At 51.8% G+C, this 14,111-nt stretch carries 12 protein-coding genes; 7 read left to right on the top strand and 5 right to left on the bottom strand.

Going from position 1 to position 14,111, the window contains the following annotated elements; translation table 11 throughout:
• Nucleotides 1-33: 33 nt before the first annotated feature.
• The 4 genes from AC27K1_RS04725 to fmt form a co-directional block, all read right to left on the bottom strand.
• Nucleotides 34-1,482, bottom strand: a complete 1,449-nt coding sequence (locus tag AC27K1_RS04725; RefSeq protein ID WP_487148715.1) for a TrkH family potassium uptake protein — start codon at nt 1,480-1,482, stop codon at nt 34-36.
• 160 nt (nt 1,483-1,642) lie between these two features.
• A complete protein-coding gene (gene trkA / locus AC27K1_RS04720) occupies nt 1,643-3,016 on the bottom strand; it encodes a Trk system potassium transporter TrkA (RefSeq protein WP_487148713.1) in 1,374 nt (457 codons plus the stop codon).
• A gap of 73 nt (nt 3,017-3,089) precedes the next feature.
• Nucleotides 3,090-4,421 (bottom strand): 16S rRNA (cytosine(967)-C(5))-methyltransferase RsmB, encoded by a 1,332-nt coding sequence (gene rsmB, locus AC27K1_RS04715; protein WP_487148711.1) that lies wholly within the window; start codon nt 4,419-4,421, stop codon nt 3,090-3,092.
• A gap of 1 nt (nt 4,422) precedes the next feature.
• Complete coding sequence (gene fmt, locus AC27K1_RS04710) at nt 4,423-5,370, bottom strand: methionyl-tRNA formyltransferase (RefSeq protein ID WP_487148709.1); 948 nt, start codon at nt 5,368-5,370, stop codon at nt 4,423-4,425.
• 194 nt (nt 5,371-5,564) lie between these two features.
• Between fmt and AC27K1_RS04705 the strand changes: the two genes are divergently transcribed.
• Nucleotides 5,565-7,952: a hypothetical protein gene (locus tag AC27K1_RS04705; RefSeq protein ID WP_487148707.1), complete on the top strand. Its 2,388-nt coding sequence runs from the start codon at nt 5,565-5,567 to the stop codon at nt 7,950-7,952.
• Nucleotides 7,953-8,009: 57 nt separating this feature from the next.
• Here the strand turns inward: AC27K1_RS04705 and def are convergent, their stop codons facing one another.
• Nucleotides 8,010-8,519, bottom strand: a complete 510-nt coding sequence (gene def / locus AC27K1_RS04700; protein WP_487148705.1) for a peptide deformylase — start codon at nt 8,517-8,519, stop codon at nt 8,010-8,012.
• A 283-nt stretch (nt 8,520-8,802) separates the two neighbouring features.
• Between def and AC27K1_RS04695 the strand changes: the two genes are divergently transcribed.
• The 6 genes from AC27K1_RS04695 (at nt 8,803) to aroE (ending at nt 14,053) form a co-directional block, all read left to right on the top strand.
• Nucleotides 8,803-9,852 carry a LysM peptidoglycan-binding domain-containing protein gene (locus AC27K1_RS04695; RefSeq protein ID WP_487148703.1) on the top strand — a complete coding sequence of 350 codons (1,050 nt, stop codon included), beginning with the start codon at nt 8,803-8,805 and terminating at the stop codon, nt 9,850-9,852.
• An 85-nt stretch (nt 9,853-9,937) separates the two neighbouring features.
• On the top strand, nt 9,938-11,086 hold the full coding sequence (dprA, locus tag AC27K1_RS04690) for a DNA-processing protein DprA (protein WP_487148701.1): 1,149 nt from the start codon (nt 9,938-9,940) through the stop codon (nt 11,084-11,086).
• A gap of 73 nt (nt 11,087-11,159) precedes the next feature.
• Complete coding sequence (gene purE / locus AC27K1_RS04685) at nt 11,160-11,666, top strand: 5-(carboxyamino)imidazole ribonucleotide mutase (protein WP_487148699.1); 507 nt, start codon at nt 11,160-11,162, stop codon at nt 11,664-11,666.
• The gene (tsaC, locus tag AC27K1_RS04680; RefSeq protein WP_487148697.1) at nt 11,666-12,217 is read left to right on the top strand and encodes an L-threonylcarbamoyladenylate synthase type 1 TsaC; all 552 of its coding nucleotides are present in this window, start codon (nt 11,666-11,668) and stop codon (nt 12,215-12,217) included. Before purE ends, tsaC begins: the two co-directional genes overlap by 1 nt.
• A 72-nt stretch (nt 12,218-12,289) precedes the next feature.
• Nucleotides 12,290-13,204 carry an oxygen-dependent coproporphyrinogen oxidase gene (gene hemF, locus AC27K1_RS04675; RefSeq protein WP_487148695.1) on the top strand — a complete coding sequence of 305 codons (915 nt, stop codon included), beginning with the start codon at nt 12,290-12,292 and terminating at the stop codon, nt 13,202-13,204.
• Between the two features lie 9 nt (nt 13,205-13,213).
• Nucleotides 13,214-14,053, top strand: a complete 840-nt coding sequence (gene aroE / locus AC27K1_RS04670; protein ID WP_487148693.1) for a shikimate dehydrogenase — start codon at nt 13,214-13,216, stop codon at nt 14,051-14,053.
• The last annotated feature ends 58 nt before the right edge of the window (nt 14,054-14,111 follow it).

Here is a 14,111-nt window from a genome sequence, read left to right as displayed (position 1 = left end):
TCTTGCAGGTTTCATAACCTCATCGCGACTGGTTCAATGGCGCCAGAACATTGGAGTAAACAGTACCAGCAGGGTAAAGATTTCCAGACGCCCCAGCAGCATGGCAAAGCTCAATATCCACTTCGCAGTATCGGGCAGGCTCTGGTAGTTAGCTGATGCTTCGCCCAGGGCAGGACCCAGGTTGTTCATACAGGATGCAACGGCAGAGAAGGCTGTGGTGATATCCAGACCGGTAGCCAGCAGTGCCAGATACATCACAATAAACAGGAATACATAGGCCGAGAAAAAGCCCCAGACAGCATCCGCTACCTTGTCATCTACCGGTTTGCGTCCCAGCTTGATGGAAAATATGGCGTTGGGGTGAATCAACCGTTTCAGTTCCCGGGATCCCTGCTTGAAAATCAGCAATACACGGATCACTTTCATACCACCGGCCGTTGAACCGGCACAGCCACCGGCAAAGCTCGTCAGGAAGAGCAACAGCGGAAGGAAGGTGGGCCAGATGGAAAAATCTGTGGTGGCGAATCCTGTAGTTGTCGCGATGGAAACCACTTCAAAAATACCGTAACGGGCGGCCTCCATCCCGTCGTAGACATCATTGTAAAGCAGTACCGGCACTGTCAGCAGAGATACGCCAACCAGCATCAGCAGATAACCACGGACTTCCGGATCCGAGAAATACATCAGGAAACTGCGGTTGTGCCAGACAAGGTAATGCATGGCGAAGTTGATGCCGGAAATCAGCATGAAGAATATTGCGATACCTTCAATGGCAGGGCTGTTAAACCAGCCAATACTGGCGTCGTGGGTTGAGAATCCGCCAATCGCTACGGTGGAGAAGCTATGGCTGATGGCGTCAAACGGTGTCATACCGGCCATCCAGTAGGCCAGTGCGCAGGCAACTGTCAGACCAAGATAGAGATACCAGAGGGTTTTGGCGGTTTCGGCTATTCTGGGCGTTAGCTTACGATCTTTGACCGGGCCGGGAGCTTCTGTTCTATACAACTGCATGCCACCGATGCCCAGCATGGGAAGAATCGCGACGGCGAGAACAATGATTCCCATACCACCTAACCATTGCAGTTGTTGTCGATAGAACAATATGGAGCGGGGCATATTGTCAATATTGGTCAGCACTGTGGCGCCAGTGGTGGTCAGGCCGGATATGGACTCAAAGAAGGCATCCGTGACGGATAACGATGGCGCATCCATCAACAGGAGCGGAAAGGCACCGAAAACCGCAAGAACCACCCAGAACAAGACCGTAATCAGGAAGCCGTCCCGCGGTCGCATATCATGCCTGGCGCGCATGAACGGCAGACAGAAGACCAGCCCGGTCACCAGTGTGATCAGGAAGGTATAGGTAAACAGCATGATTTCCGGCTCGCCGTACCACCAGGCCACTGCCATGGGCGGCAGGCTGGCGGTGCTGAACAGCACCAGAAGAATCCCCAGAATGCGCAGAATGACCGGCAGATGCATTCAACTCCCCCAGAAAGCACCTTGTATTCTGTACCCCTTCGCCTTGTTCCGTGTTGTTATGGCCAATCCGGCGGCGGTACAGAACAGACTATTGTTATTCCTTCGTAAAGTGACTGGCCGCGGCGTCAGTGTTTTTATGCGGCCAGGTTTTACCGGTTTTTCAGAAGAAACTGAGTCCCACCTGGAACAGTTTTTCCACCTCGGTTATACGCTTCTTGTCGGTGAGGAACAAGATAACGTGGTCGCCGGACTGGATTTCGATATGGTCGTGGGCGATCAGTACCTGATCATCCCGCACCACTGCACCGATGGTCGTACCCGGTGGCAACTCAATGGCGCCAATGGTTCGGCCAACAACCCGTGAGCTGGTTTCGTCACCATGCGCGATAGCCTCAATCGCCTCTGCCGCGCCCCTGCGAAGTGAGTGAACGTTTACTACATCTCCGCGTCTTACATGGCGAAGCAAACTGCCAATAGTGGCCAGCTGCGGTGAGATCGCAATATCAATGCTGCCGCCCTGTAACAGGTCGACGTAAGCTGGATTGTTGATCAGCGCCATCACCTTGCGGGCACCGAGACGCTTCGCCAGCAAGGAAGACATGAGGTTGGCTTCATCGTTGTTGGTCAGGGCGATGAAGACATCAGTTTCCTCAATACTTTCCGCGACCAGCAGATCCCGGTCAGAGGCATTGCCGTTAAAGACAATCGCCTTGTTCAGTGACTGGGACAGGTGATGACAACGCTGAACATTGTGCTCAATGATCTTGACGTTGTACTTGTCTTCAATCGCCTGGGCCAGTCGCAAACCAATGTTTCCGCCACCGGCAATGATGATGCGCCTGTAGTCCTGGTCCAGACGGCGCAGCTCACTCATAACGGCGCGGATATGTTTGCGGTCAGCAATGAAGAAGACTTCGTCATCCGCTTCAATCACGGTGGTGCCTTCCGGCATGATCGCCTTGCCGCGACGGAAGATGGCTGCAACCCGGGTGTCCACATTGGGCATGTGTTCGCGGATAGTCCGGAGTTCCTGGTTCACCAGTGGGCCGCCGTAATAAGCCTTCACAGCAACAAGCTGGGCCTTACCGCCGGCAAAGTCGAGTACCTGCAATGCGCCGGGGTATTCGATCAGACGGGTGACGTACTTGGTGACCACCTGTTCCGGGCTGATCAGAACGTCGACAGGGAAGGCTTCGTCGTTGAACAGGCCAGCGCGGCTAAGGTAAGCCGTCTGGCGAATTCGGGCGATCTTGGTAGGCGTCCGGAACATGGTGTAGGCGATCTGGCAGGCCACCATGTTCACCTCGTCGGTGTTGGTGACGGCGACCAGCATATCGGCGTCATCCGCGCCCGCCTGTTTCAGGACCGAGGGAAACGAGGCCATGCCATGCACCGTGCGGATATCCAGCCGGTCCTGCAATTCCCTGAGTCGTTCGCCATCGGTGTCCACGACCGTGATATCGTTTTCTTCGCTGGCCAGGTTCTCAGCCAGGGTGCCCCCGACCTGTCCGGCGCCGAGAATGATGATTTTCATGAAACGTGCCTGAATGGGTTCCTTACATCGTGAGGCCGCCGGCCTGGCCGGCGGTCATCAGGTCAATCCTGCATTATGACGCTTTTTTGCGTAACCGGCAGTAGAAAAAGCCATCATTTCCCTGGGGTTTTGGCAGCAGCTGGATGCCGTAACCGGTATCCAGGCCGAATTTCGTTGGGATAGGTTCCAGAATGGCATCGTGGTGTCGTGCCAGGAATGCTTTTATCTGCTGGCTGTTTTCATCAGGCAGCACGGAACAGGTGGCATACAGCAAAATGCCGCTGGGCTTGAGCAGGGACCACATCTGGTCAATGATCTGCCGCTGAAGGTCGGCCAGCTGGGCGATATCCTCGTCCCTTCGCAGCCATTTGATATCAGGATTACGTCGTATGACGCCTGTGGCGGAACAGGGAGCATCTAACAGGATTCGGTCGAAGGGCTTGCCGTCCCACCAGGTGTCTGGCTGGGTGGCATCGCCGGTAATAACATTGGCCGTTAGTTGCAGGCGAGACAGGTTTTCATGGATACGGTCTGCACGCTCACTATCGACATCCAGTGACCAGAGCGATACATCTTCGGTTTGTTCCAGAATATGGCAGCTTTTGCCGCCTGGAGCTGCACAGGCATCCAGAATCCGCTCGCCCTTCCGGGCCTCCAGAAGATATGCACTCAGTTGTGCCGCTTCATCCTGCACACTGACGCGGCCATCCTGAAAACCCGGTAACGCTGTAACCGGACAGGCTTCTTCCAGTTGAATACCATGACCAGAGAATTGGCAGGAATGCGCTGCAATACCTTCTTCTAACAGTTGGTTCAGGTAATCGTCCCTGCCGTACTGGCGGGCATTAACCCGTAATGTCATTGGTCCCTGCTGATTGCCTGCCTCAACGATCGCTTGCCATTGTTCCGGCCAGGCCTGTTTCAGGCGACGCAGTAGCCACCCGTGATGCTCAAAACGCGCTTCTTCCGTGGAACCCTGCCAGTCTGTCAGCAGATCCTTTTGCCGTTGAGCACTGCGCAGGACGGCGTTGACCAGTCCCTTTGCCCAGGGCTTTTTCAGGTTGCGTGTAGCATTGACGGTTTCCGAGAGAATCGCATGTTCGGGAATACGGGTATAAAGCAGCTGGTACAGACCAACCAGCAGCAGTGCCTGTATTTCCTTTTCGCTGGCTTTGAGCGGTTTGCTCAGCAGGCGGTCCCGAATCAGCGACAAACTGAAAAAATGGCGTGCCGTGCCATAACAGAGCTGTCGGAGTAGCGGATGTTCACTGTCGTGAAGACGCTTTTCCGCCTGCGGCAACATAGTGGCCAGCGATTGGCCCTTAAGCACGGCAGCGATCGTACGTGCTGCCTGAAGTCGGACACTGGCCGGACTTTTTCTAACCGGTTGCTGTGGAGTACTCATTTCAGGCGAACCGCTTTCCCGGGGCAAACTGGTCACTGCGGCTGTTGAGCAGATCCTGAATGCTCATCGCGCGGCTGCCGGGCAATTGCAGTTGTTTCAGAACAAGGCTACCGGTACCGCAGCTGACGGTAATACCCTGTTTGTCTGCTGAAATAATGGTGCCGGGCGCTTTATCGGAAGACGCTTCGATAGCGGTGGCCTGCCATACACGAATGCGTTCGCCGTCCAGTTCCGCCCATGATACCGGCCAGGGATTGAAGGCACGCACCAGGCAATCAAGCTCCCGGGCAGGCTTGGACCAGTCGATACCGCCCTCTTCCTTGCTCATCTTGTGGGCGTAGTTGGCCTGTTCATCATCCTGTTTTTCCGGAGACAGGTTGCCGGCGGCAATCTGATCCAGTGCCTGCTGGAGACAGGGAGCGCCGATTTCAGCCAGTCGGTCATGCAGGTTCTGGCTGGTATCGTCTGCATGAATCGGGCAGCAGGCTTTCAGCAGCATATCACCGGTATCCAGACCGGCATCCATCTGCATGATGGTGACACCGCTTTCCTTGTCGCCGGCGGCAATGGCCCGCTGGATCGGCGCAGCTCCCCGCCAGCGTGGCAGGATGGAGCCGTGAACATTGATGCAGCCATATTTCGGGATATCCAGCACAGCCTGAGGCAGTAACAGACCATAGGCAACGACCACCATCAGGTCTGGCTTCAGGGCTGCCAGCTCCTGCTGGGCTTCCTCGGTTTTCAGGGTCTTGGGCTGAAATACGGGAATATTATGTTCCAGCGCCAGCTGTTTGACCGGGCTGGGGGTCAGCTTGCGTCCCCGCCCTGCCGGACGGTCGGGTTGAGAATAAACGGCGATGACTTCATGGGGACTGTCAATGACGGCCTGAAGGTGAAGGCTGGCGAATTCCGGGGTGCCAGCGAAAACGATGCGTAATGGTTGAGTCATTCTGGATAAAGCAAATCTGTAAAAATAGCTGCATTATCCTCCCTGTGACCTGGAAATAAAAATGCTTTTCTTTAACTTGTTGATTTATATATTAAAAATACTGATTTTTGATCTTGTCTCATGCTTGGTTCTGAGGAACCAAATGGAAAATATCATTGTCTAATAGTGAATAATCGGGTTTTAAGGAGATAGCTGTGGCTTCAGCGAGTGGCGTTAGGGCAGGGAATCCGCCTGGCACAGCGACAGGACAGCAAAAAAGATTGGGATGTTGCGCCAAATTCTGGAATTTTTTAGTAACAATATTCTGTTTCTGTTGTCCGTGCCTTAAGCAAAGTCTAACGCATGAAGACAAGACTCCAAGGCAAAGGATTCAAACTCGAACAGCTGTACAGAATGGAAGTGGGGGACAAAACGTACAAAGACCGAAAATAAAAATTTCAGGCGATACAGGGCTAGCGGCTGGAACAGTAAAAGATTTAGAAAATGAAATTAATCAATATCCAAGTTTACAAAATGATAATACACAAGCTTTAGTTAAAGCTACATTGACTAGAAAAAATGTTGTACCGATATTAGTTAATAATAACGACCTGAGACCTAACGAATTTATTTATCGGTATATATTGTTTTTGTTATTGAATAAAGAACATCAAGATATTAGTGCTCTTTACTTCGGTCCTGTTATTTCTGCTGCAGCCCAGGCTCCAGTTAAAGAGTGTCTTAAAAATAGTAGTAAACGGAATAAATTTTATCGTGATTTAAAACGACTATATCCAATGGTCTCGAGCAATGATGATCAAGGGGGACATCCTCCGGTAGGACACGGTAATAATGTATCTTCAGGGCAAGCTTCTTCGCAGCAGCAGTCACATAGAATTCAACCAACGACTTCTAGAAGTACATTCCGTAGAATTGATAATATTGTTGATACAGGAGCAGCATCATCATCTACCCAAACAGCTCCTGCTCTTACTTCAGACTATTTAAGTCAAGAAGTAATAATAAATCTTTTGGGAAGATTTAAACGTAGGGATTTTGAAGGTCAAATAGATCCATTAACTCAAGCTGAATTGGATGCAATGATCCGGTCAGTTGATATGGCAGAGTTGGAACGCTTGGCACCTAATGCTGTTGCTGATCGAATTGAATGTTTTGTGCGTATGATGCGCTATAAAAATAGAATAAAACCAGAAGCATTTGGAATGCTGTTTTCAAAAATTACTGGAACTACAGTTTTATCGGCAAGGATTGGAAGGCATGATCGTGTAGAAGATTACTTGTTTAAAGCAACACAAGCACGATCTGATCGTAGGAATAGCGACCCTCAAGTACAAGAGCGGCCTGAAAGTTTATATAAGGATGTAATTAAAGCAATAAATGATGAGCTTGTAAGGCTTAATATAAGTGATCTCGTTAATGAAGAACGTTTACTGTCTCTGACAGGCTGCAATCCTGATGTATTAAAAAAGGCAGGTTATCAAGATAAACTTATCGCATATTTGCTGTGTCAGCATTATGCTTCTTCTTCATCCCAAACTAGTGACGTTTTAAAGGATGATTTGTTTTTAGATGTGGTTGCTAGTAATTATATTGAAGATTCAGTGGTTGATATTACAAGCGGAAGAAAGCCATTTAATATGGTGTTGATTAATCAATCCATTTTTATTCTATGCGCCAAATTAAGAAACTATTCGAGGGTTTACTCTTCTGTTTCTAGTCCGCACCAATCTATTGTCACAACCGAATTAGATAGACCGTCAGCATTGGACAGTTTGACAAATGAACAACAAATACCCGTTGTAGCTCTCCCTGAACGATTTGTTAAAGTGAATAGATATCAACAGTGGTATGGCGTGCAAGACTTTTCAGGACGTGTATATTCAGCTTACCTACACCTGCCCCTGCCCCATAGAAGAAAATTACCCGCTAGATTGCATGAAATTAATGTTCATGATGATGGAGACTGTACACTGCATGCTCTTGGTATTAAGCGTGATGATTTAATTAAAGCAATAATTGAAAAAATCAGAAAAGCAAGAACTGATGATGAGTTAGCAGGTATATTGAATATGACTCAGGCGGTTTTCGTAGATCCAGGCACAACCAATGGCACTTTTGGTACATTGAATTCAGAAAGAAAGAGAAAGCTGGTTGCAGATGTATTAAAGCCAATAATTATTAATAAGAATCACCCCGCTTCAAGAAAAGTTCTGGCCAGGAATTATGATGGAACATCGACGACCGAACGGGAATTTAATGATGTGGTGTTTGATTTAAGCTTGAGGAATAGAGAGTATGTTATCCAATTAATAGACGTATTGTATAAAACCGATGGTATAAAAACCTATGCACCTATTCTCTTCCTTCTTGATATTATGTTGGGCATGGGATTTAAAGTACGAACCTGGATGTTGGATCGGGGAAACAATGTGCCTCCTTTCAAGCCTGAAAATGAATGGAAAGCTATTCTCAATGGTGCTGAAAGTACAGCCTCGCCCGAAGATACCTCGGATAATGTCATAGATATTATATCAATGGGTAACCACACTAATTTGGCCCTTATGGAAAGGGAGAGGCGATAACGACATGTTGTTGCTATGGCCTGAATCTGTGTGCTCAGACCATAGCAGGTGAAATATTTATTTTTCCATCAAGCGGTGCTGTTTTTCGAGCTTCTTACGAATCCGTTCACGCTTGAGTTTGGAGAGGTAATCCACAAAGAGCTTACCATCCAGATGATCCGTTTCGTGTTGTACGCACACTGCCATCAGGCCTTCACACTCTACCTCGAAAGGCTCGCCGTTTCGGTCCAGCGCATTCACACGAACCCTGGCCGGACGATCCAGGTTTTCATAAAAACCGGGGACTGACAGGCAGCCTTCGCCGTATTCTGTCACTTCCTCCGTCAGTGGCGTGATTTCCGGGTTGATGAACACCATGGGTTCGCTTTTGTCTTCCGACAGATCCATGACGAAGATGCGCTTCTGCACGTTAACCTGGGTGGCTGCCAGACCTACGCCCTTGCTTTCATACATGGTGTCAAACATATCGTCGATGAACGTGCGCAATGCGTCATCCACTGTCTCGACAGGGACGCCGACTTCACGGAGACGCTCATCGGGGTATTCAAGAATCGTTAATATAGCCATAAATTATGCCGTTCCATTTTTCTATAACATTGCGTGCATTGCCCACACCGGAACGCACATCGTTTAGTGTTTATTGTAAATTTCCCCCGTTACCGACACAAATTAGCATTTTCAATACTGCTGATAATGACTGTCACTGACGCGGCTGTTGCTTTGTCTAACCATTCGACCGATTTGCGACGGCTGTCACGCAAGCTCAGGTTGGGTGGCCTGGCGCCGAAAAACGTTGGTATCATTGTTGGAAAACAGGCAGAGGCCTGGCCGGCAGAGCTGAGACATAATAATGAAAAAACTGTTACTGGGATGTGTGCTGTGGAGTCTTTCCATGATCTCCTGGGCGGAAGCCTCTGACGAGATGTTCCGGGATGATCGCCCCGAGAGCTATACCGTGGCGCCCGGTGACACTCTCTGGGAAATTTCCGGCCGCTTTCTCAAGAGTCCCTGGCGCTGGCCGGAAGTGTGGGACATGAACAGCCAGATCCGCAATCCTCACCTGATTTATCCCGGTGATGTCATTAACCTGGTGTATATCGATGGCAAACCGCACCTGACGGTCAGTCGTAACGGGCAGTCCGCCACAGGTGATGGCCGTACGATCAAGCTGACGCCGAAAATTCGCAAGAAGCGCCTGGCGGATGCCATACCCGCCATACCCCTGGATGCGATCAGCGGATTTCTCAGTAATAGCCGGATTGTCAGTGCCCCGGAAACATTGACGAATGCGCCTTATGTCGTCAGTGGAAAATCCGATAATCTCATCAGTGCCACCGGAGACATCATCTATGCCCGGGGAACACTGGAAGACCAAATTACCAGTTACGGCATCTACCGTAAGCAGCAGGTGATTTTTGACGATGAGACTCAGGAAGTGCTGGGGATTATGGCGCTGGGTCTGGGTTCGGCAACACTGAAGCAGGTCAATGGTGACCTGCTGACACTGGAAGTGTCCCGTGCTTCAGAAGAAGTCCGCGGTGGTGACCGGCTGCTGGTGTCCGAAGAACGGGGGCTCGCCTCTTCATTCATGCCCAGTGCGCCTGAAGACCGTGAGATGCGTGCCAGAATTCTTCACGTTATCAGTGGCGTCAATCAAATTGGGCGTTTCAATAATGTGATTATTAACAAGGGTGAGAGAGACAACCTGCAAGCGGGCAATGTCATGGCAATTTATAAGGACATTGAGATACGGGACCGCTTTGCTGATGAAGTCATTACCCTGCCCCCGGAACGCGTAGGTTTGCTGATGGTCTATCGAACCTTTGAGAAGGTCAGCTATGGCGTAGTACTGAAAGCCAGCCAGCCGCTGCGCGTGGGTAACCTGCTGAAAGCCCCCTGAGTCTTTTCCTGAACTATCCTGATTTCCCGTTGCCAATAACAATGCCACCCCTGCATTGTCAGGGGTGGGGAAACAGGATATCGCAATGTCCGCATTACCTGATAAACACTGGGATCAGCTGGAGCCATGGCTACGGCTGTTTCATCTTCCCGGGCTGGGTCTGAAACGCTTTCAGTTTTTGCTGGAGCATGTCGGTAGTCCGGAAAAAGTATTGTCCCTGTCATTGAAAGGCCTTCTGGAAATAGTGCCAAAATCGCTGGCTATGAAGATCGCTTCCAGCGGTAAGTCGGCAGCGGTACAGGATAATCTGGCAGCGACCCGGAAATGGTTGTCAGAACCCGGTCACCACATTATTTGCAGGGATTCCAGCGGGTATCCTTCCTCACTGGCTGCTATTGCAGACCCGCCACCCTTGCTGTTTACCCGGGGAAACCCGGAACACCTTCTCTCCCCGCAGATTGCCGTCGTTGGTACCCGTTCTCCCACCCCGCAGGGGAAGCATCATGCCTTCCGGCTGGCAGAAGAGCTGGTGGGGTGTGGTCTGACCGTAACCAGCGGGCTGGCCCTGGGGATTGACGGGCAAGCCCATAAGGGAGCGCTATCGGGTAAGGGGGTTACGGTCGCAGTCGTGGCAACCGGTTTGGATCGTGTTTATCCGGAAAGGCATCGATCCCTGGCTGAAGCGATTTCCAACAATGGCGTACTGGTTTCGGAATTTCCGCTGGGTACGCAACCCAGACCGGGGCATTTTCCCCGTAGAAACCGCATTATCAGTGGTTTGAGTCATGGGGTATTGGTGGTTGAGGCTGATATCAAAAGCGGTTCCCTGATCACGGCCCGACTGGCCAATGACCAGGGACGCGAGGTGTTTGCCATGCCGGGTCCTGTGAATAATCCCTGTACCCGCGGTTGCCATCGGCTGATTCGGGAAGGCGCCATCCTGGTGGAAAGTGTTGAACACATCCTGCAGGAATTAACCGGGCCTTTGGGTTGCTGGCAGCCGATGACTTCCGATACGCACGATGAATTACCGGAAACGGGCTCAGAGAGTGAAAAACAGGTGCTCAATGCCATGGGGTTTGAGGTCTGCCATACCGATGATGTCGTACTCCGAACCGGACTGCCCAGCCAGAAGGTGACTGGTATTTTGCTGGAGCTGGAGCTTGCCGGGAAAATTGTCAGCGTGCCTGGCGGTTTCATGCGGATAACCAACCGCCCTGCGCTGGACACCTAACGATGGTTACGATACTTTGCGCCCTCGCAAAGAATAATCATGCTTTTACGCCCCTGTTAGAAGAGTGCCTGTAATGAGCAAGCCTTTTGTTGCGATTCTCATGGGATCCGACTCTGACCTGCCGGAGGTCGAGGCGGCCATTGATGTCTTGAGAACGCTCAATGTGCACTGCGAAGTCCGTGTACACTCTGCTCACCGTACCCCTGATGCCACCCACAGTTATGTTAAGGACGCCGACGCCCGTGGTTGTGCTGCGTTCATCTGCTGTGCCGGTATGGCGGCACATCTTGCCGGGGTTGTTGCTTCCCTGACCATCAAGCCAGTGATTGGTGTACCTGTTGATGCCAGCCCGCTGGATGGCCTGGATGCCCTGCTCTCTACGGCACAGATGCCGGGTGGTATTCCGGTCGCTACCGTCGCCATCGGCAAGGCGGGCGCCCAAAATGCCGCTTACCTGGCCTGCCAGATCATTGCCCTTGGTGATGCCGATCTGGCTGAACGCCTGGAAGCTGATCGCCGTGCCAGTGCGGAAGATGTACTGGCACGTAATGCCACCCTCCAGAAAAAACTGGGTGCTTAATGACTCAACATCTGACAGAAACGACCCGGGTGCTGAAATCGGGAGGCGTTATCGCTTATCCGACCGAAGCCGTGTGGGGACTGGGGTGTGATCCCTGGAACGAGGCGGCGGTTAACCGCATCCTTGCCATCAAACAGCGGCCTGTCAGCAAGGGGTTGATTCTTGTGGCATCCTGCCCGGAACAAATTGCCCCGCTGCTGGAAACCCTGAGTGATGATCTCTCGACCAAAATGCTGGCCATGCAGTCACAGCCGTTGACCTGGCTGGTGCCCGATGAAGGCAACTGGATTCCTGCCTGGATCAAGGGGGATTTTGACAGCGTTGCCATCCGGATCACTCAACATCCGCTGGTAATCGAGCTGTGCAATGCCTTTGGCAAGCCGATGGTTTCAACGTCAGCCAACCGGGCTGGAGAGCCGCCCATGGTGACACGGGAAGAGGTGGTTGCCACGTTTGACCAGGAAGTTGACTGGATCACCGATGGATTCACCGGTGATGCCTCATCGCCTTCAAGAATTCGTGATCTGGTGACGGATCAGGTCTTTCGTTAAAACAGCATTTGCCTGCAGGCCTTCTGATGAGGGGGTTGTTTGGCAGAGGAACCATTGATCGGAATATCGCTTATGACAGACCAACCGGATATCGTCGCAGTAAAAAACTACCTGCTGGGCCTTCAGGACCGTATCTGTGACGCGTTGACGGCAGAGGATGGCAAAGCGGAATTCCGGGAAGATAACTGGGCGCATCACCATGGCGGTGGTGGCCGGGCCCGGGTCATTGAGCATGGCGCGCTGTTTGAGAAAGGCGGTGTGAACTTCTCCCATGTTCATGGCACCCAGCTGCCGGCGGCTGCCAGTGCCCGTCGGCCGGAACTGACTGGCCGCAGCTTTCAGGCCATGGGGGTCTCACTGGTGATGCATCCGGAAAATCCCTATGTGCCGGTTTCCCATGCCAATGTCCGCCTGTTGATTGCGGAAAAGGAAGGGGCTGACCCGGTCTGGTGGTTTGGCGGCGGCTATGACATGACCCCATGCTATGGCTTTGAAGAGGATTGCCGGCATTGGCACCAGGTAGCGTATAAGGCCTGTGAACCTTTCGGTGAGTCTGTTTATCCCCGTTATAAGCAGTGGTGTGACGAGTATTTCTTTCTGAAGCACCGCAATGAACCCCGAGGCATCGGCGGTTTGTTTTTCGATGACCTGAATGAGTGGCCTTTCGAACAGTGTTTCGGCTTCATGCAGTCAGTGGGTGACAGTTATATCGATGCCTATCTGCCAATTGTCAGAAAGCGGAAAGCCATGGACTGGGGTGAGCGTGAAAAAGCTTTCCAGCGCTATCGTCGCGGACGTTATGTGGAGTTCAACCTGGTCTACGATCGGGGGACAATCTTTGGGCTGCAGTCCGGTGGCCGTACAGAATCGATATTGATGTCGATGCCGCCCCAGGTCGACTGGCGTTACGACTGGCATCCTGAACCGGAAACGCCGGAAGCAGATCTTTACGAGAACTACCTGGTTTCCCGCAACTGGCTGGATTGAGAGGGCTTGATGAGCGAACAACCGCTGGATCGCTACGCTGTCATTGGTAACCCTGTCGGGCACAGCAAGTCGCCTGCCATTCATGCGGCCTTTGCCGGGCAAACGGCGCAGGCCATGACCTATGAGGCGCTGCTGGCACCGCTGGATGGTTTCAATGATGTCGTTTCATCATTCTTTCTCAATGGTGGCAAGGGGCTGAATATCACCGTGCCATTCAAGCTGGAAGCCTGGCAGATGGCTGAGCGTCGCACTGAACGGGCAGAGCTGGCGGGTGCCGTGAATACCCTGTGGCGGTCTGATGAGGGTTGTTTGTGGGGGGATACGACGGATGGTGTTGGTATGGTGACCGATATTACCTCAAATCATGACATCACCATCACAGGCAAGCGCGTATTGGTTCTTGGTGCGGGCGGCGCTGTACGGGGTGTACTGCAACCGTTGCTTGAACAGAAACCAGAACGTGTAGTTATCGCCAATCGAACCCTTTCGAAAGCTGAAACACTGGCAGATCTTTTCCGGTCTTTCGGGCCGATTGAGGCGACCAGTTTTGAATCAGTAAATGGCGTATTTGATTTGGTGATCAATGGTACTTCTGCCAGCCTGCAGGGCGATTTACCGCCAATACCTGAAGGTGTAATCAGCCGGGATTCCCGCGTGTACGATATGATGTATAGCGCAGAAAAAACGGCGTTTATGCAGTGGGCGGAATCTCAGGGTGTGGTGCTGGCGGTAGATGGACTGGGCATGCTGGTGGAACAGGCGGCGGAATCCTTTGCTATCTGGCGCGGCGTGCGTCCCGAAACCGAACCGGTTATCCGTCAGGTTCGCGCCGCCATGGTAGCTGGATAAATATCGCAAGGCATTTGCGACCATAATGGTAAGATGAACAGACTGTCAGGAAACAGCG

The organism is Kistimonas ophiarachnellae, assembly GCF_057552235.1.
The sequence above is the reverse complement of the archived record's forward strand: the minus strand, read 5'-3'. Positions and strand labels throughout refer to the sequence as shown.

Bases quoted from the DNA above. Each gene is read 5' to 3' on its own strand.
- tsaC (WP_487148697.1), top strand. From the start codon at position 11,666: ATGACTCAACATCTGACAGAAACGACCCGGGTGCTGAAATCGGGAGGC.
- AC27K1_RS04725 (WP_487148715.1), bottom strand. From the start codon at position 1,482: ATGCATCTGCCGGTCATTCTGCGCATTCTGGGGATTCTTCTGGTGCTG.
- dprA (WP_487148701.1), top strand. From the start codon at position 9,938: ATGTCCGCATTACCTGATAAACACTGGGATCAGCTGGAGCCATGGCTA.
- hemF (WP_487148695.1), top strand. From the start codon at position 12,290: ATGACAGACCAACCGGATATCGTCGCAGTAAAAAACTACCTGCTGGGC.
- AC27K1_RS04695 (WP_487148703.1), top strand. From the start codon at position 8,803: ATGAAAAAACTGTTACTGGGATGTGTGCTGTGGAGTCTTTCCATGATC.
- rsmB (WP_487148711.1), bottom strand. From the start codon at position 4,421: ATGAGTACTCCACAGCAACCGGTTAGAAAAAGTCCGGCCAGTGTCCGA.
- fmt (WP_487148709.1), bottom strand. From the start codon at position 5,370: ATGACTCAACCATTACGCATCGTTTTCGCTGGCACCCCGGAATTCGCC.
- def (WP_487148705.1), bottom strand. From the start codon at position 8,519: ATGGCTATATTAACGATTCTTGAATACCCCGATGAGCGTCTCCGTGAA.
- trkA (WP_487148713.1), bottom strand. From the start codon at position 3,016: ATGAAAATCATCATTCTCGGCGCCGGACAGGTCGGGGGCACCCTGGCT.
- aroE (WP_487148693.1), top strand. From the start codon at position 13,214: ATGAGCGAACAACCGCTGGATCGCTACGCTGTCATTGGTAACCCTGTC.
- purE (WP_487148699.1), top strand. From the start codon at position 11,160: ATGAGCAAGCCTTTTGTTGCGATTCTCATGGGATCCGACTCTGACCTG.